The sequence below is a fragment of the Pseudomonas extremorientalis genome, assembly GCF_001870465.1.
GTDB lineage: Bacteria > Pseudomonadota > Gammaproteobacteria > Pseudomonadales > Pseudomonadaceae > Aquipseudomonas > Aquipseudomonas extremorientalis.
The window spans coordinates 330,846-355,305 of sequence record NZ_MDGK01000017.1 but is presented as its reverse complement, the minus strand read 5'-3'; the positions used below and the strand labels follow the sequence as shown (position 1 = coordinate 355,305).

Here is a 24,460-nt window from a genome sequence, read left to right as displayed (position 1 = left end):
TCATATCAGCGTCCTGGCTCGTCGTTCCAAAGGTATTTATGCAACTGCAATTGCAGGCGCACCGGCAGATTGTCCGCAACCACCCAATCGGCGAGGTCACGTGCATTCAGGTCATGGTGGCTTGGTGAGAACAGCACTTCGCCTGCACGGCGGTCCAGCCCGTATTGAATCAGCTTGGAGTTCGCCCATTCGTAGTCGTCACGCGAACAGATGACGAACTTGACCTGGTCGTTGGCCGTCAACAGCTCGATGTTCTCGTAGCGGTTGCGATGCGATTCCTTGGAATCGGGGGTCTTGAGGTCGACTACCCGGCTTACGCGGGGGTCAACTGCAGAGATATCCAAGGCGCCACTGGTTTCCAGGGAGACCTCGTAACCGGCGTCACACAGCTGCTTGAGCAATGGGATGGCATTTGGCTGGGCCAGCGGCTCACCGCCGGTCACACAAACGTAGCGCGGCTTGTAGCCGGCAACCTGCTCCAGGATGTCATCGAGGGTGCGCACCGTGCCACCACTGAAGGCGTAGGCGCTGTCGCAGTACTGGCAACGCAAGGGGCAACCGGTCAGGCGCACAAATACTGTGGGCAGGCCGGCCGTCCGCGTTTCACCCTGCAACGAGTAAAAAACTTCGGTAATACGTAATGTGTCTTGCATAGTCGCCACGGGCGTAACAGCTAAACAGGCTGTCCGCCTCCGTCAGGCACTTTGAGGGACCCCGCCAACGCGTAGACCCCAAAAAGCGTGTTTCATAAAAGGGCGTGGATTCTAACGAAAAAACCCGCGCAAGGCGCGGGTTTCTTCTAAACGGGTAAAACATCGCTTACAAGCGCTGCAAGTCCCGTTGGGCCAACTGGGCAGCGGAAGTCCCCGGATACTGGGCCACCACCTGTTGCAGAATACCTTTGACCTTGTCGGTATGACCCAGGCGGCGTTCTACGTCAGCGAGTTTGTACAGCGAGTCCGGCACCTTGGCGTGCTTGGGGTACAGCTGGCTGACCTTGGCAAATGCCTGGCCCGCGCCCTGTAGATCACCCTTTGCCAGGTTGACTTCACCTAACCAGTACTGGGCGTTGCCCGCGTATTGGCTGTTCGGGTATTTACGCAGGAAAGCGGTAAAGGCCTGGCTGGCCTTGTCGAAATCCTTGGCTTTGATCAGGTCGAAGGCTGCATCGTAATACAGCTTTTCCTTCGCCGGATCACCCGGTTCGCTGCTCGCGGCAGGGGCTTGGCTGGCAGCCGCCCCTGCTGCTGCACCGGCAGCAGCGCTAGGCGCGCCACCGGCAGGAGAATTATCAGGAGTTGCGGCAGGTTGAACGCCGGCTCCAATACGTTGATCAAGATCCTTGTAACGCTCCAGGCCTTCTTGCTTGAGCTGGTTCACCTGGTTTTGCAGTACCTCAATAGCGCCTTGCTGCTGCGCGATTTGATCCTGCATGCGTTGCAGCTGGTTGAACAGTTCGCCCTGTGCCGAGGGAGCGGACGTAGCCGCTCCCCCCGCATAGGCGCCGTTCGTGCCATAACCCGCTGGCGGATAACTGCTCCCGCTATTGTTATAGCCAGAGTTGCTATCTTCCACAGGAACCGCAGCCCACACCGCAAGCGGTGCGAGGCTGAGAGCCAATACAGTCAGAGCACGACGGCACGTTCGCATGACGAATTACTTACGCAGTTCGACGCGACGGTTTTGAGCCCAGGACTGCTCGTCGTGGCCAGTAGCAACTGGACGCTCTTTACCGTAGGAAACCAGTTCCAGTTGGCCTGGAGCAACACCTTGCAGTACCAGGTAGCGCTGAACGGCTTTCGCACGACGCTCGCCCAGTGCCATGTTGTACTCACGAGTACCACGTTCGTCAGTGTTACCTTCCAGAACAACGCGAGCGCCGTTAGCTTTCAGGTCCTTCGCGTGAACGTCCAGAGCGCGCATGGCTTCTGGTTTCAGGTCCGAACTGTCGTATTCGAAGTAGAAAGTGGTGATAGCGCGCAGAGCAGCTTCTTCGCTCAGGGAGCCGTCAACCGCACCAGTGTTAGCGCCGTAACCAGCGTTTGGATCAACAGCTGCGCCTTCACCGGCATTGTCGCCGCCTTTAGACGAGCAACCAACGGCTACGGACAGAGCCAGAGCCAGAGCAGCAAACTTACCAAACTTCAGCATTTCCATCGTGAAACTCCTAATGAACCCCAGTGTGTTAAGCAAATCTTTTTGTAGCGCCGCGTCAGTTCAGGTAAGGGGACCAGGATGGTTCTCTGACTTCGCCTTGTGCGGTAGGAAGCGGGAGCCTTACGCGTCCATTAATGGACACGAGCATCAAGACTCCCCGGCCCTGCTGGCGGGTGGCGTAGATTACCATGGTGCCGTTGGGCGCAACAGTGGCTGACTCATCAAGGTTGGTATCTGTAAGGATTTTTACGGTTCCGCGCTGCAAATCCTGGGCCGCAACCCGGAAATTAGTGAAACCATCCTGACGGTGAATCATCACCAACGTCTTTTCATCAGCCGAAAGCTTAGGGTTGGCGTTGTAGTTACCGATAAAAGTAACGCGCTCTGCACCACCACCATTCACATTCGCCTTATAGACCTGTGGCTTGCCGCCACGGTCAGAGGTGAAGTAGATGGTCGAACCATCCTTGCCCCAGAACGGTTCGGTATTGATACCTGGGCCGCTGGTTGCGCGAGTGATCTGGCGTGAAGCCATGTTCATCACGTAGATGTCCGGGTTGCCGTCTTTAGACAGCACGAACGCCAGGCGCGAACCATCCGGTGACCAAGCCGGCGCACCGTTGAGGCCTTCGAAGTTGGTGATCTGCTCACGACGGCCAGTATCAATGTGCTGGACGAAGATACGCGGACGCTTCTGCTCGAAAGACACGTAGGCAATACGCTTGCCGTCCGGCGCGAAGCGCGGCGACAGGATTGGCTCACGGGATTGCAGCAAGGTCACAGCGCGAGCACCGTCGTAGTCCGAACGCTGCAAGGTGTAACGAGTGTTGTCTACGGAGAAACGCTCAGCCGTTACATACAGCAGACGCGTCGAGAAAGCCCCCTTGATACCGGTGAGTTTTTCGAACGACTGGTCCGAGATGTAGTGGGCCATGTCGCGGATCTGCTCGGCCGTGCCCGAGACGCTGCCGGTCAAGACCTGCTGCTCGGTCGCCACGTTGAACAAGGCGTAGGTGATTTGCAGACGACCACCGGCCGGCGTGATATTGCCGACCATCAGGTACTGCGCGCCCACTGCTTTCCAGTCACGGAAAATGACTTCGCTGGCCTGGGTAGGCTGGCTGATCATGTTGCCTTTTGGAATCGGTGCGTAATAGCCGGAGTTGCGCAGGTCATCACTGACGATCTGGGCCATGTCGTCCGGCAGCACGCTGCCGCCCTGCCAGCCGAACGGTACTACTGCGATCGGAGTGGCCCGATCACTACCGCTGGTAACCAGGATGTTCTTTTCATCCGCCGCCGCTATCCCTGCCATACAGCAAATAACGACAAGCATTCCTCGAAGAAGGTTTCTCACAAGGCTAGATCCTCAGGTGTGAATGTCATCTTGAATGAACGATAGGGAGCGAAGTCGCTTGGTTTCATTCCCTGCATCTCGGTCAACCGGCCAATGTTCTTGACTGCGGCAACCGCCGAACTGTCGAACGAACCGTCACCACTGGACTTGGCCACGCTGACCGAAGTCACCGTACCGTCCGGCAACATGCCGATCTGCAGCACTACTGTCATGCCTTTGCGCGCCGAAGGTGGACGTGTCCAGCCTTCCGCTGCCCGTGCCCGAATCAGATCGTCGAAACTGCCCGCGACTTCATCACCACGTTCATCGGCCAAGGCTTGCTGACGCTGCGGCGTGTCGGAGAGCAAATCTGCCAAGGCCTGGGCCTTCTTCTCTTCGGCGGATTTGCGCGCTGCTTCCTGGGCCTTTTTCTTCTGGGCGTCGGCGGCAGCTTTCTTCTTCGCGTCGTCGGCGACTTTTTTCTTCGCCTCGTCTGCTTCAGCTTTTTTCTTGGCGTCTTCGGCGGCTTTTTTCTTCGCGTCTTCGACTATTTTCTTCTTGGCGTCTTCAGCGGCCTTTTTCTTGGCCTCTTCTTCGGCAGCCCTCTTGGCTTCTTCTTCAGATTTCTTCTTGGCTATATCAGCCAATTGTTTCTCTTCGGCCTTTTTCGCTTCGGCAGCTTTTTCGGCTTTCTTGGCTTCATCAGCCTTTTTCGCCTCGTCAGCCTTCTTGGCTTCGTCAGCCTTTTTCGATTCCTCGGCCTTTTGAGCCGCCTCTTCTTTCTTTTGTTCCGCAGCCGCCTTCACCGCTTCCTGCTCGACCTTCTTCTGTTCCATCTGTTCGACTTCAGTCTGGCGCGCAGCCGACTTCTGGGCCTCACCCGCAATCTTCTGATTGGTCTGGGTGGTGGCCTGACTTTTCGATTTCAGCTGATACAGGGTCGCCTGCACGATCGGCTTGGCTGGCGGCAGGTCCGGGGTCATGGCAAAGCTGACGAACAGCATGCCAAACACCAGGACATGCAGCGCAATCGCCCAGACGCTAGGCCAGAAGTAGCTTTCCGAGGCGGACGGCTCTCGCTGTTGCTGCATCAGGGCGCCTCGGTAATCAAGCCAACGTTACCCACGCCGGCCTTCTGCAGCCCGCCCATGGCGCCCATGACAGAGCCGTAGTCGACCGATTTGTCGCCACGGATGAACACCTGGGTGTGCTTGCCGCCTTCGTTGCCGGAGCGAATGATCTTGGTCACCGCATCGGTCATCGCAGGCAAAGTGAGAGCCTTGTCTTGCTGCTTCTGCGTGTCGACTTCGCTGCCAAGATTCCAGTAATAGGTCTTGTCAGCCTTGATCGAAATGGTCAGGACTTGAGTGTTGTTGTCTTGCGGCAAGGCTTCACTGGAAACCTTGGGCAAATCAACCTTCACGCCCTGGTTGAGCATCGGCGCGGTCACCATGAAGATAACCAGCAGCACCAGCATCACGTCGATGTAAGGCACTACGTTCATCTCGGCGACCGGCTTGCGCTTTTTGCGAGCTCGAGCGATTAAAGCCATTGGGAATTACCTGCTTATTCTTCGCTGGTGTGCACTTTACGGTGCAGGATCGCCTGGAACTCGTCGGCGAAGGTGTAGTAACGACCGATCAACGTTTCGCTGGTGGCAGCGAAGCGGTTGTAGGCGATTACTGCGGGGATAGCGGCAAACAGGCCGATCGCGGTGGCGATCAGGGCCTCGGCGATACCCGGTGCCACGGTGGCCAGGGTCGCTTGCTGAGCCTGGGCCAGGCCACGGAAGGAGTTCATGATCCCCCACACGGTACCGAACAGACCGATGTACGGGCTCACGGAACCGACGGTGGCGAGGAACGGCAGGCTTTGCTCAAGCTTTTCTTCTTCGCGGGAAATGGCCACGCGCATGGCACGGGCCACACCTTCCATCACCGCTTCCGGGTCAACGCCTGGCTGCTGGCGCAGACGGGAGAATTCCTTGAAGCCGGCGCGGAAGATCTGCTCGACGCCCGAGTCCGGGTCCGGGTTGCTGCCGGCCTGGCGGTACAGCTTGGACAGGTCGATACCCGACCAGAAGCGCTCTTCAAAGCTCTCCAGGGCACGTCGACCGGCACGCAGCAGGTTACTGCGCTGAAAAATCATGACCCAAGAGGTAACCGATGCGGCTACCAGGGTCAGCATGACCAGTTGAACCACAACACTGGCATTGCTGACCAGGCTCCACATGGAGGAATGGTCGACGACGGTAGGTTCCACGCTAAATCTCCTGCTTTGATTGTTTACCCGCGCCGCTTACGTCGGCAAAGGCCGCACGTAGAGCTTCGGGAATGGCCCGGGGTTTCAAGCTATTGGTGCGCACACAGGCCACCAGGAACTGCCCCTCACAGAGCAGCGTTGCATCCGTTGCCCGCCTGACCTGCTGCTTGAAACGCAGGCTGACACGGTTCAATTCGATTACTTCAGCGCTGACCAACAATTCGTCGTCCAGCCGCGCCGGCGCGTGATACCGCGCCTCGCTGGAGTGCACGACGAATAACAGGTCCTCCCCTGCCAGCTCGGACTGGGCAAAGCCCAGCTCCCGTAGCCGCTCGGTTCGAGCCCGCTCCATGAACTTGAGGTAGTTGACGTAATACACGATGCCGCCGGCATCGGTGTCCTCGTAATAAACGCGACAGCGATGTGCGAACGACTGATCCCCGTTTTGCGCGCGCATACTCTAGTGCTTACTCCTCAGGTTGCCAATCCGGCTGGGCAACTGTTTTTTCATTGTCTGAAACATTTCTAACGACTGAATGACGACGCCAGCCACTAGGACAGCACAAACCTCGGATAAATCGACTGGCTATAGGTTTTTAATCGTCCACTGCATCGAGGAATTCGTCTACTACGGGCATCTCGCCCAATCGTGACGGAATGTTTAACCCAAAGTGCAGATAGGCGTGACGCGTCACCACCCTGCCCCTTGGCGTGCGCATGATGTAGCCCTGCTGGATCAGGTACGGTTCCAGCACATCCTCAATGGTGTGACGCTCTTCACTGATGGCCGCCGCCAGGCTGTCGACGCCCACCGGGCCACCGTCGAACTTCTCGATCATGGTCAGAAGCAGACGTCGATCCTGGTGATCGAAGCCGTGCTCATCCACGTCCAGCAGGTTCAAGGCCAGGTCGGCCACGGCCTTGGTGATGTGCCCCTTGGCCCGCACCTCGGCAAAGTCTCGCACGCGTCGCAGCAGGCGGTTGGCGATCCGCGGCGTGCCGCGGGCCCGACGGGCGATTTCAAACGCGCCTTCCGGGTCCAGCGGCAAGCCGAGAATGCTCGCCGAACGGCTGACAATGGTCGCCAGATCAGCCGTGCTATAGAACTCTAGACGTTGAACAATGCCGAAACGGTCTCGCAGTGGGTTGGTCAGCATCCCTGCGCGGGTTGTAGCGCCGACCAGCGTGAACGGCGGCAGGTCGAGCTTGATCGAGCGGGCAGCCGGGCCTTCGCCAATCATGATGTCGAGCTGGAAGTCTTCCATGGCCGGGTACAACACTTCTTCGACGATCGGGGATAACCGATGGATCTCGTCGATAAACAGCACATCGTGCGGTTCAAGGTTGGTCAGCAACGCCGCCAGGTCACCCGGACGTTCCAGCACCGGGCCGGAGGTGGACTTGATCGATACGCCCATTTCCTGGGCAATGATGTTGGCCAGGGTGGTCTTGCCCAGGCCCGGTGGGCCGAAGATCAGCGTGTGGTCCAGGGACTCACTGCGCCCACGCGCAGCCTGGATGAACAATTCCATCTGCTCGCGCACGGTGGGCTGGCCAATGTATTCGGCCAGGCTCAGGGGGCGGATGGCGCGGTCCTGGACCTCTTCACGGTCGCGCGGGCCGGTGGCTGCAATCAGACGATCAGCTTCAATCACTTAAATCATTCCCTTCAGGGCGCGGCGGATCATGTCTTCACTGCTCAGGTTCTTGTCCTTGATGGCCGATACGGCCTTGCTGGCTTCCTGGGGTTTGTAACCCAGGGAAATCAGCGCGCTGACCGCATCGCTCTCGGCGCTCGCCACCTGGCTGGCCGGCATGTCCGGCTGGTTCGGTACAAGGGCGAACATGCTCGGTACGACCTCCCAGGCCTTGAAGCGGTCCTTGAGTTCCACCAGCAGGCGCTCGGCGGTCTTCTTGCCGACGCCTGGCACCTTGGTCAGCGCCGAGGTGTCCTGGGCCGAAACGGCACGCACCAGCTCATCCACTTCCAGGCTCGACATCAACGCAAGGGCCAGTTTCGGCCCTACGCCATTCAGGCGGATGAGTTCACGGAAGAAGTCACGGTCACGCTTGCCAATGAAACCATAGAGCAATTGCGCATCTTCACGCACCACCAAGTGAGTATGCAGCGTAATCGGCTCACCGACCGACGGGAGGCGATACAAGGTGGTCATGGGCACTTCCAGCTCATACCCCAACCCATTTACATCCAGAATCAGGTGCGGCGGCTGTTTCTCAGCCAGAGTGCCGCGCAAGCGTCCAATCACGGTTCAGATCCTTAAAGCTAGGGTCAGAGCAAGGCCCGACCGGAAATAACGATTGCGCTGATGCTATCAGAGACGCAGGCGCCCGCCACGACTGCGTGCCGTGCCCAGGCCGTGAGGCAGTAAACTTGAGCGAGTGTGCGCATGGCAAATGGCAATAGCCAGGGCGTCCGAGGCGTCGATCTGCGGTTTTGAAGTGAGCTTGAGCATGTGCATGACCATCATCTGCACCTGCTCTTTGTTCGCCGCGCCGGTGCCGACCACGGCCTGTTTGACCTGGGTGGCGGTGTACTCGGCGATTTCCATGCCCTCCTCGGCGCCGGCAACGATGGCGGCGCCACGGGCCTGGCCAAGCTTCAACGCGGAGTCGGCATTCTTTGCCATGAACACCTTTTCGATACCCATGGTCACCGGCCCGTAGGTCTGGATCACCTCACGCACGCCGCGATAAACGATCTGCAGGCGCTCGGCCAACTCGCCCGCGCCGGTGCGGATGCAGCCCGAAGCCACGTACACGCAGCCACGCGGGGTCTGTTGCACCACGCCAAAACCGGTGATGCGCGAACCGGGGTCGATACCTAGGATTAAAGTCATAACGCCTGCGGGTTGGGTAAACACATTTTTTGACACAGAGAAGACCCTATGTGGGAGGGGGCTTGCCCCCGATAGCGGTGAATCAGTCGATTTATACGTAACTGACACACTGTCATCGGGGGCAAGCCCCCTCCCACTTTTTGATCTACATCGTCCTTCAGCCTAGCTGTTCGGCTACAGACTCAGGGATGTCGGCGTTGGAATACACGTTCTGCACATCATCCAGGTCTTCGAGCATATCCAGCATCTTCAGCACTTTCTGCGCACCGTCCAGGTCCAGCTCGGCGCTGGTGGTCGGCAGCATCACGATTTCCGCGTCGGTACCTTTGAAACCGGCCGCTTCCAGGGCATTGCGCACCGCATAGAAGCTGGCGAACGAAGTGAACACGTCGATGGAACCGTCTTCGTTGGTCACCACATCGTCGGCATCCGCCTCCATCGCCGCTTCCATCAGCGCATCTTCATCGGTGCCCGGCGCGAAGGTAATCTGCCCCTTGCGCTCGAACAGGTAGGCCACCGAACCGTCAGTGCCGAGGTTGCCACCACATTTGCTGAATGCATGACGCACAGCGGCGGCAGTACGGTTGCGGTTGTCGGTCATGCACTCGACCATCACGGCCACGCCACCCGGGCCATAGCCTTCGTAGCTCAGCTCGACCATGTCGTCGGTATCGGCAGCGCCGGCACCGCGGGCCACGGCGCGGTCGATGATGTCGCGACTCATGTTCGCGCCAAGGGCCTTGTCCAGCGCCAAGCGCAGACGCGGGTTGGAGCCTGGATCACCCCCACCCTGGCGGGCCGCAACGGTCAGCTCGCGGATCCATTTAGTGAAAATCTTGCCTTTCTTGGCATCCTGACGCTCTTTGCGGTGCTTGATGTTCGCCCACTTGGAATGGCCAGCCATAACACAACTCCAAAAATTCTCTAGAAACCTTATCAATTCCGCCCCAGGCGGAATGCAACCCTTGTAACGCAAAGGCGCATCCGAAGATGCGCCTTTTTTGACTGCGTAAACCTCAGTGCGCTTTCACGCAGCAGCCTTACTCAGCCTTCGGCGTCTCGCGCAGACGGATGTGCAGCTCGCGCAATGCCTTGGCATCCACCACACCTGGCGCCTGGGTCATGACGTCCGCAGCGCTCTGGGTTTTCGGGAAGGCGATCACTTCACGGATCGACTGGGCGCCGGTCATCAGCATCACCAGGCGGTCCAGGCCGAACGCCAGGCCACCATGGGGCGGCGCACCGTATTTCAGGGCGTCGAGCAGGAAGCCGAACTTCTCTTCCTGTTCCGCTTCGTTGATGCCCAACAGGCGGAACACCGCTTGCTGCATCTCCTTGCGGTGGATACGGATCGAACCGCCACCCAGCTCGGTACCGTTCAATACCATGTCATACGCGCGGGACAGCGCGCCAGCCGGGTTGGCTTCCAGTTCGGCCGGCGAGCATTTCGGCGCGGTGAACGGGTGGTGCAAGGCGCTGAAGCTACCGTCGTCGTTTTCTTCGAACATCGGGAAGTCAACGACCCACATCGGGGCCCATTCGCAGGTCAGCAGGTTCAAGTCGTGACCCAGCTTGATGCGCAGCGCGCCCAGGGCTTCGCTGACGATCTTGGCCTTGTCGGCGCCGAAGAACACGATGTCGCCGTCGACTGCGCCGACGCGATCGAGGATCGCGTTCAGGTTGTCCAGCGGAATGTTCTTCACGATCGGCGATTGCAGGCCGTCAACGCCATTGGCGCGCTCGTTGACCTTGATATACGCCAGGCCCTTGGCACCGTAGATGCCAACGAACTTGGTGTAGTCGTCGATCTGCTTGCGCGGCATGCTCGCGCCGCCAGGCACGCGCAGGGCGGCGATGCGGCATTTAGGGTCGTTGGCCGGACCGCTGAACACCTTGAAGTCGACTTCTTTGAGTTGGTCGGCCACGTCCACCAGTTCCAGCGGGTTACGCAGGTCTGGCTTGTCGGAACCGTAGCGGCGCATGGCTTCTTCGAAGGTCATGTGCGGGAAGTCGCCGAATTCCAGCCCCAGCACTTCCTTGAACAGGTTGCGGATCATCTGTTCGGTCAGGCCCATGATCTCTTTTTCATCGAGGAAGCTGGTCTCGATGTCGATCTGGGTGAATTCAGGCTGGCGGTCAGCGCGCAGGTCTTCGTCGCGGAAGCACTTGGCGATCTGGTAGTAGCGGTCGAAGCCCGCGACCATCAGCAGTTGCTTGAACAGCTGAGGCGATTGCGGCAGGGCGAAGAACGAACCGGCGTGGGTACGGCTAGGCACCAGGTAGTCGCGCGCGCCTTCCGGGGTGGCCCGGGTCAGGATCGGGGTTTCGACGTCGAGGAAGCCGTTTTCGTCGAGGAAACGACGGATGCTGGTGGTCATGCGCGAACGCAGGCGCAGCTTCTCGGCCATTTCCGGACGACGCAGGTCGAGGAAGCGATAGCGCAGGCGGGTTTCTTCGCCCACGTCAGAGTATTCGTTGAGTGGGAACGGCGGGGTTTCCGACTCGTTCAGTACTTCCAGCTCATAGCCCAGCACTTCGATGCCGCCGGACGCCATGTTCTTGTTCACGGCACCCGCCGGACGCAGGCGAACCTTGCCGGTGATCTTCACGACGTATTCGCTGCGCACGCGGTCGGCGGCGGCGAAGCTTTCGGCGCGATCCGGGTCGAACACCACCTGGGCCAGACCATCACGATCACGGATATCGAGGAAGATCACCCCGCCGTGGTCGCGGCGACGGTGAACCCATCCGCAAAGGGTGATTTCCTGACCTTCCAGGGTCTCGTTCAGTTGGCCGCAATAGTGGCTGCGCATCATGGTAGTGGTTTCACTTCTCGTAATTCGAAATTCGGTGGAGGCCTGCCTCGTCACCGTACATTAAAGCAGGGGACGGATAATGCAGGAGCCTGCGCGTAGAGTTCAACTCAGTCTGCTTTGTCGCCGCCGGCCAGGTTCTTCTTCGAGCCGGTCTTGAAGTCGGTCTCGTACCAGCCGTTGCCGCTCAAGCGGAAGCCCGGCATGGACAACATCTTCTTGAGCTCCGGCGCCTGGCAGGCTGGGCAATCGACCAACGGCGCTGCGCTGATCTTCTGAATGGCTTCCAACTGATGACCGCAGGAAGCACATTGGTAGTCGTACATGGGCATGGCGATGTCTCGGCGATTTCGTTACTGCGCCACGCCTGCCCTACGGGTCCGCAGCATGCGTAGCAAAGCGCGGGATTATATCTGGTAAATCGAGGCAGCGCAGCCGGCATTCTGCCCAGGGCCCTGCCCGCCATGATGGAGGGCCGGCCCCGAAGCCCGGTGGCTATCCTGGTGAGCACGCAGGGTCAAAACGCCCTTTGAGGACATGAACCACGCACACCACCCTGACCAACCCACTGAAGTTCTTCACACCGCCATAACGCAAGTGTACTTCCCGATCGACATAAGACAGCAACGCACTGACTGAACAGGCATTGATCCTGGCGATTTCCGTGAGGATATTCCAATAGATCTGCTCCAGTCGCAGGCAAGTGGAAAACCCATTGAGCCTCACCGACCGGGACAGCGGCTTGGCCAGCCCCATATCGAACCCTTTTGCAAAAGGGTCGATCTTTATCCTATGGAAACCACCGGTTTCCATCACTCCATTACCCACTCCGCGTGACATACACCTGACACTCCATTGCCAAACAACCGCCCATGGGTGATCCCATTGGGCAATCACCCTATAAAACAGCAGGGAGAGGCAGGCAGCCAGAAGACGCGGAGTTGATCGGCGTAGGACAACGCCAGGAAATGCGCGGAAACAAGCGAGCGGCGCCAGGGCGGCGCCACTCAAGGTCAGCGTTTACTGATTTTCAAGCAGGGAACGCAGCATCCACGCGGTTTTCTCATGCACCTGCATACGCTGGGTCAGCAGGTCGGCCGTCGGCTCATCGCTGACCTTGTCGAGCAGCGGGAAGATACCGCGCGCGGTGCGGGTGACCGCTTCCTGGCCAGCCACCAACTGCTTGATCATCTCTTCGGCACTGGGCACGCCCTCTTCTTCCTTGATGGAAGAAAGACGGGCATAGATGGAGTAGGCGCCCGGCGCAGCAAACCCCAGGGCACGGATACGCTCGGCAATGGAGTCCACGGCCAGGGCCAGTTCGTTGTACTGCTCTTCGAACATCAAGTGCAGCGTGCGGAACATGGGGCCCGTGACGTTCCAATGGAAGTTGTGGGTTTTCAGATACAGAACATAGGTATCGGAAAGCAGTCGCGAAAGCCCGTCGACGATGGATTTACGATCTTCTTCACTGATACCGATATCGATTGCCATGTTTATCCCCTTCAATTGACAAGCATTCATTGATCAGGTGCAGGACCACTCTAGCAAGAGTGCCGGTGATGCGCAGCCCGGCGCGGCAATTCGCCCCGGTGCGCCCTGCCGACCGGGGCAGCCCAAGCCTTTGAGGCAGGTAGGAAATTTCTCTGCTGGCCGTTTGAAAAACCTGCACGTGTCTAGGACAAGCGTTTGCTGCAGAAATGCCATCGCCCTTGCAATACCTCGAAATGCTTGATTTGAGTAGGCACAGCCTTTGCTGTTAAATAGACAGCGTGTCGTCGCCGTTACTTTCTGCGGCAGCGACATAGGCTGATACCCCGCGCACGTGCCCAACGCCTCCCATTGTTCAGAAGCGAACCGTGCCAGTCAGCTCTTCCTTGTGATCCGTCTTAACGTGAGTTAATCAAAATGTTGAAAATCGTCCACCTGCTAACGGGCGTTGCAGCTTTGCTGCTGTCCTTTATCCCGAGCCTGCAGCCTGAAAGCCTGCCGTATCTGGAACAACACGACGCTCTGTACCTGGCCATGTTCGGCCTTCTTAACCTGACGCTGGCACCGGTGATCCCTTACTGGAACAAAGGCCCGCGACATCAACTGCAAAACCTGGTCAGCGCGCTGCTGGTACTGACCGTTGTCGTACAAACCCTCACCCTCCTGGCACCCATGCCTGAAGTCGGCGGTCACCCGGCCATCCTGCTCAGCCTGGTGATCGCTGTGGTCGCCATCGTTCTTCACCTGGCCATCAGCTTCTACCGTTCGTCCCCTGCGGCCTCGTCGCAAACCTACGACATGACCAATCGGGATACCGGTACCGTCAAGTGGTTCAACACATCCAAAGGCTTCGGCTTTATTTCCCGTGATTCGGGCGACGATATCTTCGTCCACTTCCGGGCCATTCGCGGCGAAGGCCATCGCGTCCTGGTGGAAGGCCAGCGCGTGGAGTTCTCCGTGATGAATCGCGACAAAGGCCTGCAGGCCGAAGACGTGATCGCTGCACTGCCGCGCCGCTGATACCTGCGCTCGCAGCAAAAAAACCGCGATCCAGCCTGGCTGGGTCGCGGTTTTTTTATGCGTGGCTATCAATAGTGAGGCGGCGGCGCTTCTTCTTCGGAGGTTTCGAATTGGCCGCCCATTTCTTCCTGGCGCTTGAGCAGCGCAGTCATCTGCAATTGCAGGCGCTCTACAGCACGCTGCTGCGTGACGAGGATGTCATTGAGGGTCTCGATGGTGTCGTCCTGGAAGGCCAGGCGGCTTTCCAGGTCGGTGACGCGGTCTTGCAGGTCCATGATTCAGCCCTGGTTGAAAATGAAGTCGGCAGGCAACAGCTCGCGCAGACGGGCGCGGATGGCAGCGACTTGCTCATCGGTGTAAGGCTGCGCCGGATGCTTGCCCCATACCGGCGCCGGCCAGGCAGCATCGTCGCGCTTGCGCACGATCACATGCACGTGCAATTGGCTGACCACATTGCCCAGGGCGCCGATGTTCATCTTGTCGGCGGCCAAGCCTTCATTCAGCAACTGGGCCAGGGCAGTCGTCTCTTGCCACAAACGCTGCTGGTCGGCGACATCCAGTTGAAACACTTCGCTGATAGCGTTGATGCGTGGCACCAGGATGAACCACGGGTAGTTTGAGTCATTGGACAGCAGCAGGCGGCACAGCGGGAAGTCCCCGATGACCAGTGTGTCTTGTTGCAGGCGTTGATCTAGGGCGAACACCGCGGGCACTCCGTTCGGCAAGTCAGGTTCAGGCGCCCAGCATACCTTCGAATGCGCACGGCTTCACGGCGAATGCAGGAAAGCGCCGGCGCCAGTGATGAAAAAACATGCACTCTTTCGAGGCGGTCGAATATTTGAGCTACGCTAAACCGGGCCTCACCGGGACGCACCAAAATGACCCACTTGTGCCTCAAAGGGATCCGCCAATTACCCACTCATGAGGGTGAACCGGTAACGTTTTTCCCGCGCACAGGTTTTATGTACCACCGAACAGGGGTAACACAGCCGCGTCAAGCCCAAACCAAACGGTGTAAAAAGCCCGTACTTATGCGGTTTTTACAGGAGCGGAACGGTTTTCACGAAAAAATGACATTCGGTTACCGCTTTGTGCACGCTTGTTGCATTGACACCGGCATCGTCGGCAACGACACCCGATTGGAAGCAGGTGTTTCGCGATAAAGAACAGCAGCGTTTCAATGCGTATCAAGGAAGCGTTCAAACTTTGAAAAGGGTTTGGAAACAGTATTGAAGTTGTCAGTCCGGTTACAACAGGACTGTGGATTTGCGACATGGAGCTAGCAATTTACGACAGCCTCGTAAAGAAGCTGAAAGGATAGATGGGTAAGTATCGTCAATAGGGTCTGCGTGATATAACTTTGCGCCGACACATAAAAGAAAGAGCCGCCCAGATAAAAATACAGGTGGGACGGCAGTACTCTTCCTAAAACCAAAGGAGCAAATCACGATGCGCGTGATGAAGTGGAGCATGATCGCCCTGGCTGTTTCAGCAGGCACCTCGCAGTTCGCAATGGCGTCCGCCCAGGACGATTCCAAGGGCTTTGTTGAAGACAGCACTTTCAGCATCAATACTCGCGCTCTGTACTTCAGCCGCGACTTCCGCAACGAACCACTGCGTGGCTACGAGCAAGTCAACGGCAAGAACAAAAGTCGTGCCGAAGAGACTGGCCTGGGCTTCAACGCCCTGTACCAATCGGGCTTCACCCAAGGCACCATCGGTGTTGGTGTTGACGTGATCGGCCTGCTGGGCGTCAAGCTCGACAGCGGAAAGGGTCGCGCCGGTACCGGTCTGTTCCCCACCGGTGCAGACGGTCGCTCGCAAGACGATTACTCCAAAGGCGGCGGCGCGGTTAAATTCCGTATCTCCGATACTGTGCTGAAAGTGGGTGATCAGTACACCACAGCCCCAGTATTCGCCTCCGACGACAGCCGTTTGCTGCCTGAGCTGCCACAGGGCATCTCGATCACCAGCAACGAGATCAAGGGCCTGAAACTGGAAGGAGGTCACTTCACCTCCAGCGTCGCACAGAACCAGACCTTCCGTGACAGCCTGGGCCTGACGAAAACCGACTTTGCCGGTGCCGTCTACTCTTTCACCCCAGAGGTCACTGGCAGCCTGTACTACGCAAAAACCGAAGATTACTTCCGCAAGTGGTACAGCAACCTTAACTGGACCCACGCGCTGAGCAACGATCAGTCCTTCGCACTGGACTTCAACATCTACGACACCAAAAGCGACGGCGAAGGCAAGCAACGCGCTTACTACGACAACTCCGTCAAGCTCGATAACCGTGCATTCAGCTTGCAGGGTGCGTACACCATTGGCGCTCACACCTTCACCCTGGCAGCTCAGAAAGTCACCGGTGATGGCGACTACGGCTACGGCGTAGATGGCGGCGGCTCTGTATTCCTGGCCAACTCCATTGCCCGTTCCGACTTCAACGCCGAAGGCGAGAAGTCCTATCAGGCGCGTTATGACATCAACATGGCGACCTTCGGCATTCCTGGTCTGAGCTTCATGACTCGTTACGTAACCGGTAGCGGCGCTCAAACCGCCACAACCTCCAACGGTAAAGAGTGGGAACGCGATATCGAAGCCAAGTACGTGATCCAAAGTGGTCCCGCCAAGGACCTGAGCCTGCGTCTGCGTCAAGCCACCTATCGTTCGGGTGATGGCGTTTACTACGGTTCGCCTTCGATCGACGAACTGCGCCTGATCGCGAACTACCCGCTGAACATCTTGTAATTGATCGTTTGATTACAACGATGGCTTAGGGCTTCAGCCTTAAATAAAAAGCCGCCCCCTTGCAGACAAGGAGGCGGCTTTTTTTATTGCCGTTTAATTTCAATCGAAAAATAACTAGCAAGCTAACTAACGAGATTAACCCGTCGACCTTGAACCTGACCTTTTGGCCAAGTTCAACGCCATTGTCCTTAGTTACTTCGTAACACTTTCCTGCATCACACGAATAACCCGCTGCGGAAATGGAATATCAATCCCCGCCGCTTTCAAACGGTCACGCGCCAGTTCATTCAACATGAACATCACATCCCAATAATCCGCCGTCTTGGTCCAGCAACGCAGGGACACGGTGATCGAACTGTCGCCCAAAGTCGAAACCACCGCCACGGCGGCCGGATCGGCCAGTACGCGCGGATCCTTCGCCAGCTCCAGCAGCACTTCACGGGCTTTCTGCAGGTCGGCTTCATAGTCCACACCCACATCAAACACCACCTTGCGGGTCGGCTGGCGGTTGGTGTTGGTGATCAGGCCGTTGGACAGACTGCCGTTAGGGATGATCACGGTCTTGTTGTCGCCGGTGCGCAGCACGGTGTGGAAGATCTGGATGCTGTCGACGGTACCCGAGGTGCCTTGGGCTTCGATCCAGTCACCAATGCGGAACGGGCGGAACAGCAGAATCAGCACGCCGCCGGCAAAGTTCGCCAGGCTGCCTTGCAAGGCCAGGCCGATGGCCAGGGTGGCGGCACCAATCGCGGCTACGAACGAGGTGGTTGCCACGCCGATCATCGAGGCCACGTTGACCACCAGCATGACTTTGAGCGCAATGTTCGCCAGGCTGGTAATGAAGTGTTGCAGGGCCAGGTCGGCATTGCGCATTGCCAGCAAACGTCCCACGCGGTGGGTCAACACGTTGATCAGCCACCAACCGATGGCCAGGGTGACCACCGCCAGCAAAAACCGGCTGCCGTATTCCATGATCATCGGCAGCCACGACTCTGAGGTCTTGATCAGGTGATCCACTTCAGCATTGAAATCCATCTACATTCTCCTGGTTACCGGATGTTCGGCGTATCGAGTGGCCATAAATGCAATTGAGCCCAGGAGGGCTCAATAGTAGGCGCAGGTTGTGGGGCGTGGGACGTCAAAAACGCCCACAGGTTCCCCAATGTGCCATCAGTCGCGGAAGTTATTGAACTGCAGCGGCATGTCGAAGGTCTTGGCGCGCAGGGCCGCGATGGCTTCTTGCAGGTCGTCACGCTTCTTGCCGGTAACGCGTACCTGTTCACCCTGGATCGCGGCCTGGACTTTCAGCTTGGCGTCCTTGATGTGGGCGACGATCTTCTTCGCCAGCTCCTTGTCGATGCCTTCCTTGAGCACGGCTTCCTGCTTCATCAGTTTGCCGGAGGCGTAGGCGTCCTTGACTTCAAGGCACTGCACATCGATCTTGCGCTTGACCAGCGACAGCTTGAGGATCTCGATCATCGCTTCCAGCTGGAAATCGGCTTCAGCGGTCAGGTTGACGGTCAGCTCTTTTTCCTTGAATTCGAAGCTGCCCTTGCCTTTCAAGTCATAGCGGCGATCCAGCTCCTTGACGGCGTTCTCGACGGCGTTGGTGACTTCGTGTTTGTCCAGTTCGGATACCACGTCGAACGAAGGCATGTCATATCTCCAATATAAGGGGCGGGCTCAGTAGAGATGGAGCGCGCCCAAGCTAAAATGCCGGGGCATTATAGCGGTTCTTTCGTCCCGTTCGCTGCGGGCGACCCTACGGAGCAAAAACTGATGTCGACCACCTGGCATATTCTCGGCGCCGGCAGCCTGGGCACCCTTTGGGCCACTCGCCTGGCGCGCGCTGGCGTGCCCGTACGGTTGATCCTGCGCGATGAAGCGCGCTTGGCCAGTTATCAGGCAGCCAAGGGGCTGACCCTGGTGGAACAAGGTGTAGCACACACCTACCCGGTGATCGGCGAAACAGCTGACAGTCCGGGGCCGATTCATCGCCTGCTGGTGGCATGCAAAGCCTACGACGCTCAAGCCGCCGTCGCACAGTTGCAACACCGCCTTGCACTGGACGCCGAACTAATCCTGTTACAGAACGGCCTGGGCAGCCAGGATGCCGTCGCCGCGCAACTGCCCCAGGCCCGCTGCATCTTCGCCTCCAGCACCGAAGGCGCGTTTCGCGACGGCGACTGGCGCGTGGTGTTCGCCGGCCATGGCTACACCTGGCTGGGCGATGCGGGCCACCCTACCCCGCCGCTGTGGCTCGACGACTTGCACGCCGCCGGCATCCCCCACGATTGGAGCACCGACATCCTCACGCGGCTCTGGCGCAAACTGGCGCTCAATTGCGCCATCAACCCGCTGACCGTGCTGTATCAGTGCCGCAATGGCGAGCTACAGGCCCACCAGTGCGAAGTCGCCACCCTGTGCGCCGAACTCGGCGAACTGCTGGAATGCTGCGGCCAGCCCGACGCCGCGCTGGACCTGCAACACGAGGTGGAACGGGTGATCCAGGCCACCGCCGCGAACTACTCCTCCATGTACCAGGACGTGGCCGCCGGCCGCCGCACCGAAATCAGCTACCTATTGGGCTATGCTTGCCAGGCGGCTGCCCGTCACCAACTGAACCTGCCGCACCTTCAACAGTTGCAAGTGCGCCTGGTCGAGCAGTTGCTTGCACGCGGATTGCCCCGCGACTGAAGCACGCGCTACCCTGCCCGCCTGTCTATCACCTGGGAAAACCCTGATGCCGCTGCGCCAGCGTCTTGAAAACCTACCGGTCGGGCAGAAACTGCTGGCCGCCCTGCTGGTGCTATTGACCACCGTACTGCTGGTGGCCAACCTGACCTTTATCAGCGCCGCCTACTGGATTTCCCAGGAAAGCATGGCGCCCCAGGCCTTGCAGGCCATCGGCCGCCTGGTGTCCAACCCGGCGCTCGCCGCCGAGGCCCTCGAATCGCCGGCCAAGGCCGACGCATTGCTCAATGAACTGACCAGCTATTCGCCGCTGCGCGCCGCCGCCCTGTATGACGGCGACGGCAACCGTTTAGCGCAGATGCAACACGGTGACCGCCTGCACCTTCCCGATAACTACCGGCATATCGAGGCCTGGCGTGTCACCGAGTTTCGCAGCAACCAAGTCATCACCCTGCCTCGCGCCGGCCAACCGTCCGGGCATTTGCTGCTGGTGGCCAGCAGCGAGCTGCCAGTGGCGTTCTACACCGGCACGCTGACAGCCAGCCTGGGCATCCTGATTTTCAGCGTACTGTTGTGGCTGGTCATCGCCCGCCAGATCAAACGCCTGATCACCCGGCCGATCCACGAGCTGGAAGAACTGTCGCGCCAGGTCACCCGCGAAGAGAACTACGCCCTGCGTGCCGGTCGCGGTAACCGCGATGAAATCGGCAGCCTGGCCGAAGCCTTCAACACCATGCTGTCGCGCATCGAAGCCCGAGAGCAGCAGCTCAAGCGTGCACGGGACGACTCCCAGGCGGCGTACGACCAGGCCCAAGGCTTGGCCGAGGAGACGCGCCACACCAACCGCAAGCTGGAGCTGGAAGTCCAGGTCCGCAGCAAGATCGAGAAAAAGCTCACCGGTTTCCAGAATTACCTGAACAGCATCATCGACTCGATGCCCTCGGCCTTGATCGCCCTGGATGAACAGCTCTACGTCACCCAATGGAACCAGGAAGCCAGCGCCCTCTCCGGCACGCGCCTGGATGAAGCCCTGAATCAGCCGATCTACCTGGCCTTCCAGCCGCTCAAGCCTTACTTGCCGCAGATCAGGGCGGCGGTCGAGCAACACACGGTGGAGCGCATCGAACGCGTCACCTGGTTCAAGGACGACGAAGCCAAGCACTATGCCCTCACGTTTTACCCGCTGATGGGCGGTGCCGGACGTGGCGTGGTGATCCGCATCGATGACATCACCCAGCGCCTGTCTCTGGAAGAAATGATGGTGCAGTCAGAGAAAATGCTCTCCGTCGGCGGCCTGGCCGCCGGCATGGCCCACGAGATCAACAACCCGCTGGGCGCGATCCTGCATAACGTGCAGAACATCCGCCGCCGCTTGTCCCCCGACTTGCCGAAGAACCTGGAACACGCGGAACAGGTGGGTATCGAGCTGGAGACCGTCAACCGCTACCTGCAAAGCCGCGAAGTGCCGCAGTTGCTCGACGGCATCCAGCAGGCCGGGGCGCGGGCGGCGAAGATCGTCACCCATATGCTCAGTTTCAGTCGCCGCAGCAATCGGCAGATGGCGCCTTGCGACTTGCCAGCATTGATCGACCAGGCGGTGGAGATCGCCGGTAACGATTTCGACCTGGCCATCGGCTTTGACTTCAAGGGCCAGGCGATCATCCGCCAGTTCGATCCCCAATTGGGTCCGGTGCCCGGCACCGCCAACGAACTCGAACAGGTCCTGCTCAACCTGCTGAAAAACGCAGCCCAGGCCATCCACCTGCGTGAAGACGACAGCGAACCGGGGCGCATCATCCTGCGCACCCGCCTCAACCCGCCGTGGGCGGAGATCCAGGTGGAAGACAATGGCATCGGCATGAGCGAAAACGTGCGCAAACGCACCTTCGAGCCGTTCTTCACCACCAAGGAAATCGGCCAGGGCACCGGGCTTGGACTGTCGGTGTCGTATTTCATCATCACCAACAACCACAAAGGTCAGATGGAAGTGCACTCCACCCTCGGTCAGGGCACCTGCTTTACCTTGCGCTTACCCCTGGCCGGCAGCCAGCTGCCGCCTTACGAACTCACCCAACTGGAGCAATGAACATGGGCTTTCGCCTGTCGAAAATCTACACCCGCACCGGCGACAAGGGCGAAACCGGCCTGGGCGACGGCCGCCGCGTGCCCAAGGATCACCCACGGGTGGAGGCCATTGGCGAGGTTGATACGTTGAACAGCCAGTTGGGCTTGTTACTGGCCAGCCTGGAAGAACAGAGTGGCAAACATCCGGAACTGAAGGATGTGATCGAGGTGCTTACGCCTTGCCAGCATCGCTTGTTCGACTTGGGGGGCGAGTTGGCGATGCCGGTGTACAAGGCGTTGAATGCGGCGGAAGTGGACCGGCTGGAAGCGGCGATTGACCGCTGGAATGAAGAAGTGGGACCGCTGGAGAACTTCATCCTGCCCGGAGGCTCGGCGTTGATCGCCCAGGCCCATATGTGCCGCAGCCTGGCGCGCAGTGCGGAGCGGCGGTGTCAGCAGTTGAATGCGATCGAGCCGTTGGAAGGGGTGGGGTTGGCGTACATCAATCGATTGTCGGATTTGCTGTTTGTGGCGGCGCGGGTGATTGCAAGGCGCCAGGGCGTGGCCGAGGTTTTATGGCAGGCTGCCGCTAAACCCCACTGATTATCCAGCGCCTGATCTGACGCCTTCGCAAGCAAGCCCGCTCCCACATTTGACCGCATTCCAACGGTAGAACTCGGTCGAATGTGGGAGGGGGCTTGCCTCCCCGATAAGGCCGGTCAGAACAGCCTCAAATCTCAGGCCAGAACGCGCGAATCCCTGCGACACCTTGGGCCCCGGCCTCCCAAGCCTTCTCCCGCTCGGCGGGTCCAACCCCGCCCAACAGAAACACCGGTTTGCTGAACCCACGGATCAGCTCTGCGGCCTGCTCCCAACCCAACGGCTGCGCATCAGGATGGGTCTGGGTCGGTTGCACCGGCGACAGCGTGACAAAATCCACGTCCATCATTTCTGCCAGAGCCAATTCCTCAGCGTTATGGCAGGAAGCAGCCAGCCAGCGATCCTTCGGCAACGGGCGCCCCTTGCTGGCGTATTTGCGCAATTGCGCCGAGGTCATGTGCCAACCGGCCGCAGGAAAATCCCCCAGCCATTCAAACGGCCCCTTGAGCATCAACTGGGCCTTGCCCGCACACAGGCCCACCGCATCCACCGCAAGGTCGCGGTATTTGGGGTCGTAGCCGTTGGGCGCGCGCAGTTGCACCAGCTTGATGCCGCCAGCAATGGCTTTCTGAATACCCCGCAGTAACGTCGGGGTTTCCAGTTCGCCCGGGGTGATCAGGTACTCGGCAGGTAAACGCGCAGCCGCAACGATCGGTGCATTGGCCGCCGGGAACTCGTAGTTGAGCAGATCCCGGGGCGCCACCCACTCCAGCGGTTGCCCTTCGGCGCCATGGGGCTCACCGGTAAAAGCCGAGACTTCCCAGACATCCAGTAACACCTGCTTGTCCGGGTAGTCATGCTGCACCTTGATCAGCGGTCGCGCCGTGGTGACCTGGATGCCCAGCTCTTCCTGCAATTCGCGGGACAGTGCGCCGGCTACCGATTCATTGGCTTCCACCTTGCCGCCGGGAAACTCCCAGAGGCCGCCCTGATGCTGGGTATCGGCGCGGCGCGCCAGCAGGATTTTGCCGTCGACACCGCGGATCACCGCTGCTGCTACATGCACTCGTTTCACCGCGCTTATCCTCTTAGGTACGGTATTCCGCGTTGATCTTCACGTACTCGTGGGACAGGTCGGTGGTCCAGATGGTTTCGCTGCATTCGCCGCGACCCAACTCGATGCGGATGGTGATTTCTTCCTGCTGCATCACCGCCGAACCCTGGGCTTCGGTGTAGGTTTCAGCACGGGCGCCACGGCTGGCAATGCACACATCGCCCAGGAACACATCGATCTTGCTCACGTCCAGGTCCGGCACACCGGCGCGGCCGACGGCCGCCAGGATACGGCCCCAGTTCGGGTCAGAGGCGAACAGCGCGGTCTTGATCAGTGGCGAGTGAGCCACGGTGTAACCCACGTCCAGGCATTCCTGGTGGTTAGCGCCGCCGTTGACTTCAACCGTCACGAACTTGGTCGCGCCCTCGCCATCCCGCACGATGGCCTGCGCCACGTCCATGCACACTTCAAACACCGCCTGCTTCAACGCGGCGAACAGCGGGCCGCTGGCCTCGGTGATCTCCGGCAGGTTGGCCTGGCCGGTGGCGATCAGCATGCAGCAGTCGTTGGTCGAAGTGTCGCCATCGATGGTGATGCGGTTGAACGACTTGTTGGCGCCGTCCAGGATCAGGCTGTGCAGCACGTCGCGGGAGACTTTGGCGTCGGTGGCGATGTAGCCGAGCATGGTGGCCATGTTTGGACGGATCATGCCCGCGCCCTTGCTGATGCCGGTCACGGTGACGGTCACGCCGTCGTGCACGAACTGGCGGCTGGCGCCTTTTGGCAGGGTGTCGGTGGTCATGATGCCGGTGGCGGCGGCTGCCCAGTTATCCACAGACAGGTCGTCCAATGCGGCTTGCAGCGCGCCTTCGATTTTTTCGACGGGCAATGGCTCACCGATCACGCCGGTGGAATACGGCAGCACTTGGCTGGCGTCCACGCCGGTCAGTTGGGCCAGCTTGGCGCAGGTACGCGCCGCCGCTACCAGACCTGGCTCGCCGGTGCCAGCGTTGGCATTACCGGTGTTGGTCAGCAGGTAGCGGATGGTACCGGCCACGCGTTGCTTGGCCAGGATCACCGGCGCGGCGCAGAACGCGTTGAGGGTGAACACACCAGCAACGGTCGAGCCTTCGGCGCAACGCATCACGACCACATCCTTGCGCCCCGGGCGCTTGATGCCGGCCGAAGCGATACCGAGTTCAAAACCGGCAACCGGGTGCAACGTGGGCAAAGGACCAAGACCAACAGCCATGAATGCGCTCCTTAAAAATGGGTGATGTCTGTGCCGTCGTGAGCGACGGTGAAATTAATGGCAAAACGCCGCGACGGCAGGAGCCGGTCGCGGCGCAGGGTGTTGCAGCGT

Annotated in this window: 27 protein-coding genes; 5 read left to right on the top strand and 22 right to left on the bottom strand. The window is 59.3% G+C overall.

The features are described from left to right. Positions 1 to 5: 5 nt before the first annotated feature. The 16 genes from queE to BFN10_RS09050 all read right to left on the bottom strand — a co-directional run bounded on the left by queE (position 6) and on the right by BFN10_RS09050 (position 12,920). Complete coding sequence (gene queE, locus BFN10_RS09125; protein ID WP_071489397.1) at positions 6 to 653, bottom strand: 7-carboxy-7-deazaguanine synthase QueE; 648 nt, start codon at positions 651 to 653, stop codon at positions 6 to 8. 166 nt (positions 654 to 819) lie between these two features. After that, complete coding sequence (gene ybgF / locus BFN10_RS09120) at positions 820 to 1,650, bottom strand: tol-pal system protein YbgF (RefSeq protein ID WP_071489396.1); 831 nt, start codon at positions 1,648 to 1,650, stop codon at positions 820 to 822. A 6-nt stretch (positions 1,651 to 1,656) separates the two neighbouring features. Then, a complete protein-coding gene (gene pal, locus BFN10_RS09115; RefSeq protein WP_003209827.1) occupies positions 1,657 to 2,157 on the bottom strand; it encodes a peptidoglycan-associated lipoprotein Pal in 501 nt (166 codons plus the stop codon). Between the two features lie 55 nt (positions 2,158 to 2,212). Next, on the bottom strand, positions 2,213 to 3,493 hold the full coding sequence (gene tolB, locus BFN10_RS09110; RefSeq protein WP_071489395.1) for a Tol-Pal system beta propeller repeat protein TolB: 1,281 nt from the start codon (positions 3,491 to 3,493) through the stop codon (positions 2,213 to 2,215). 17 nt (positions 3,494 to 3,510) lie between these two features. After that, positions 3,511 to 4,584 (bottom strand): cell envelope integrity protein TolA, encoded by a 1,074-nt coding sequence (gene tolA / locus BFN10_RS09105; RefSeq protein WP_071489394.1) that lies wholly within the window; start codon positions 4,582 to 4,584, stop codon positions 3,511 to 3,513. Beyond that, positions 4,584 to 5,036 carry a protein TolR gene (tolR, locus tag BFN10_RS09100; RefSeq protein WP_161793227.1) on the bottom strand — a complete coding sequence of 151 codons (453 nt, stop codon included), beginning with the start codon at positions 5,034 to 5,036 and terminating at the stop codon, positions 4,584 to 4,586. The genes tolA and tolR overlap by 1 nt, the downstream gene beginning before the upstream one ends. Positions 5,037 to 5,059: 23 nt before the next feature. Then, on the bottom strand, positions 5,060 to 5,755 hold the full coding sequence (tolQ, locus tag BFN10_RS09095; protein ID WP_015885609.1) for a protein TolQ: 696 nt from the start codon (positions 5,753 to 5,755) through the stop codon (positions 5,060 to 5,062). 1 nt (position 5,756) lies between these two features. Continuing rightward, positions 5,757 to 6,212 (bottom strand): tol-pal system-associated acyl-CoA thioesterase, encoded by a 456-nt coding sequence (ybgC, locus tag BFN10_RS09090; protein WP_025854760.1) that lies wholly within the window; start codon positions 6,210 to 6,212, stop codon positions 5,757 to 5,759. A 139-nt stretch (positions 6,213 to 6,351) separates the two neighbouring features. Beyond that, complete coding sequence (gene ruvB / locus BFN10_RS09085) at positions 6,352 to 7,410, bottom strand: Holliday junction branch migration DNA helicase RuvB (RefSeq protein WP_003193867.1); 1,059 nt, start codon at positions 7,408 to 7,410, stop codon at positions 6,352 to 6,354. After that, on the bottom strand, positions 7,411 to 8,022 hold the full coding sequence (gene ruvA / locus BFN10_RS09080) for a Holliday junction branch migration protein RuvA (protein WP_071489393.1): 612 nt from the start codon (positions 8,020 to 8,022) through the stop codon (positions 7,411 to 7,413). Between the two features lie 66 nt (positions 8,023 to 8,088). Then, the gene (ruvC, locus tag BFN10_RS09075; RefSeq protein WP_016975450.1) at positions 8,089 to 8,613 is read right to left on the bottom strand and encodes a crossover junction endodeoxyribonuclease RuvC; all 525 of its coding nucleotides are present in this window, start codon (positions 8,611 to 8,613) and stop codon (positions 8,089 to 8,091) included. A 157-nt stretch (positions 8,614 to 8,770) separates the two neighbouring features. Beyond that, complete coding sequence (locus tag BFN10_RS09070) at positions 8,771 to 9,517, bottom strand: YebC/PmpR family DNA-binding transcriptional regulator (RefSeq protein WP_071489392.1); 747 nt, start codon at positions 9,515 to 9,517, stop codon at positions 8,771 to 8,773. 136 nt (positions 9,518 to 9,653) lie between these two features. After that, positions 9,654 to 11,429 carry an aspartate--tRNA ligase gene (gene aspS, locus BFN10_RS09065; RefSeq protein WP_071489391.1) on the bottom strand — a complete coding sequence of 592 codons (1,776 nt, stop codon included), beginning with the start codon at positions 11,427 to 11,429 and terminating at the stop codon, positions 9,654 to 9,656. A gap of 107 nt (positions 11,430 to 11,536) precedes the next feature. After that, the gene (locus BFN10_RS09060; protein WP_003209804.1) at positions 11,537 to 11,758 is read right to left on the bottom strand and encodes an FmdB family zinc ribbon protein; all 222 of its coding nucleotides are present in this window, start codon (positions 11,756 to 11,758) and stop codon (positions 11,537 to 11,539) included. Positions 11,759 to 11,921: 163 nt separating this feature from the next. After that, the gene (locus BFN10_RS09055; protein ID WP_071489390.1) at positions 11,922 to 12,266 is read right to left on the bottom strand and encodes a ribbon-helix-helix domain-containing protein; all 345 of its coding nucleotides are present in this window, start codon (positions 12,264 to 12,266) and stop codon (positions 11,922 to 11,924) included. A gap of 180 nt (positions 12,267 to 12,446) precedes the next feature. Next, on the bottom strand, positions 12,447 to 12,920 hold the full coding sequence (locus BFN10_RS09050) for a Dps family protein (protein ID WP_071489389.1): 474 nt from the start codon (positions 12,918 to 12,920) through the stop codon (positions 12,447 to 12,449). Positions 12,921 to 13,334: 414 nt separating this feature from the next. On the opposite strand from BFN10_RS09050, the gene BFN10_RS29885 reads away from it, so the two are divergent. After that, complete coding sequence (locus tag BFN10_RS29885) at positions 13,335 to 13,937, top strand: cold-shock protein (protein WP_058423272.1); 603 nt, start codon at positions 13,335 to 13,337, stop codon at positions 13,935 to 13,937. Positions 13,938 to 14,005: 68 nt separating this feature from the next. On the opposite strand, the gene BFN10_RS09040 is transcribed toward BFN10_RS29885, so the two are convergent. After that, the gene (locus BFN10_RS09040; RefSeq protein ID WP_015885618.1) at positions 14,006 to 14,212 is read right to left on the bottom strand and encodes a SlyX family protein; all 207 of its coding nucleotides are present in this window, start codon (positions 14,210 to 14,212) and stop codon (positions 14,006 to 14,008) included. A 3-nt stretch (positions 14,213 to 14,215) separates the two neighbouring features. Then, on the bottom strand, positions 14,216 to 14,641 hold the full coding sequence (locus BFN10_RS09035; protein WP_071489388.1) for an HIT domain-containing protein: 426 nt from the start codon (positions 14,639 to 14,641) through the stop codon (positions 14,216 to 14,218). 745 nt (positions 14,642 to 15,386) lie between these two features. On the opposite strand from BFN10_RS09035, the gene BFN10_RS09030 reads away from it, so the two are divergent. Further along, positions 15,387 to 16,685: an OprD family porin gene (locus tag BFN10_RS09030; protein WP_071489387.1), complete on the top strand. Its 1,299-nt coding sequence runs from the start codon at positions 15,387 to 15,389 to the stop codon at positions 16,683 to 16,685. Between the two features lie 192 nt (positions 16,686 to 16,877). Here BFN10_RS09030 and BFN10_RS09025 read toward each other — a convergent pair whose 3' ends face one another. Together BFN10_RS09025 and BFN10_RS09020 are read right to left on the bottom strand one after the other, a co-directional pair. After that, complete coding sequence (locus BFN10_RS09025; RefSeq protein WP_071489386.1) at positions 16,878 to 17,720, bottom strand: mechanosensitive ion channel family protein; 843 nt, start codon at positions 17,718 to 17,720, stop codon at positions 16,878 to 16,880. A 135-nt stretch (positions 17,721 to 17,855) separates the two neighbouring features. Continuing rightward, positions 17,856 to 18,341 carry a YajQ family cyclic di-GMP-binding protein gene (locus tag BFN10_RS09020; RefSeq protein WP_071489385.1) on the bottom strand — a complete coding sequence of 162 codons (486 nt, stop codon included), beginning with the start codon at positions 18,339 to 18,341 and terminating at the stop codon, positions 17,856 to 17,858. Between the two features lie 123 nt (positions 18,342 to 18,464). Here BFN10_RS09020 and BFN10_RS09015 point away from each other — a divergent pair, with 123 nt between their 5' ends. Genes BFN10_RS09015 through BFN10_RS09005 form a run of 3 tightly spaced genes read left to right on the top strand, consistent with a single transcriptional unit; the run spans position 18,465 to position 22,046 of the window. After that, the gene (locus BFN10_RS09015; RefSeq protein ID WP_071489384.1) at positions 18,465 to 19,382 is read left to right on the top strand and encodes a putative 2-dehydropantoate 2-reductase; all 918 of its coding nucleotides are present in this window, start codon (positions 18,465 to 18,467) and stop codon (positions 19,380 to 19,382) included. Positions 19,383 to 19,428: 46 nt separating this feature from the next. Continuing rightward, positions 19,429 to 21,465 carry a sensor histidine kinase gene (locus tag BFN10_RS09010; protein ID WP_071489383.1) on the top strand — a complete coding sequence of 679 codons (2,037 nt, stop codon included), beginning with the start codon at positions 19,429 to 19,431 and terminating at the stop codon, positions 21,463 to 21,465. Positions 21,466 to 21,467: 2 nt separating this feature from the next. Next, positions 21,468 to 22,046, top strand: coding sequence for a cob(I)yrinic acid a,c-diamide adenosyltransferase (locus BFN10_RS09005; RefSeq protein ID WP_071489382.1), 579 nt, complete (start codon positions 21,468 to 21,470; stop codon positions 22,044 to 22,046). Positions 22,047 to 22,173: 127 nt separating this feature from the next. Here the strand turns inward: BFN10_RS09005 and BFN10_RS09000 are convergent, their stop codons facing one another. Then, positions 22,174 to 23,118 carry a Nudix family hydrolase gene (locus tag BFN10_RS09000; protein WP_071489381.1) on the bottom strand — a complete coding sequence of 315 codons (945 nt, stop codon included), beginning with the start codon at positions 23,116 to 23,118 and terminating at the stop codon, positions 22,174 to 22,176. A 13-nt stretch (positions 23,119 to 23,131) separates the two neighbouring features. Further along, positions 23,132 to 24,349, bottom strand: a complete 1,218-nt coding sequence (gene argJ / locus BFN10_RS08995; protein ID WP_071489380.1) for a bifunctional glutamate N-acetyltransferase/amino-acid acetyltransferase ArgJ — start codon at positions 24,347 to 24,349, stop codon at positions 23,132 to 23,134. Positions 24,350 to 24,460: the final 111 nt, after the last annotated feature.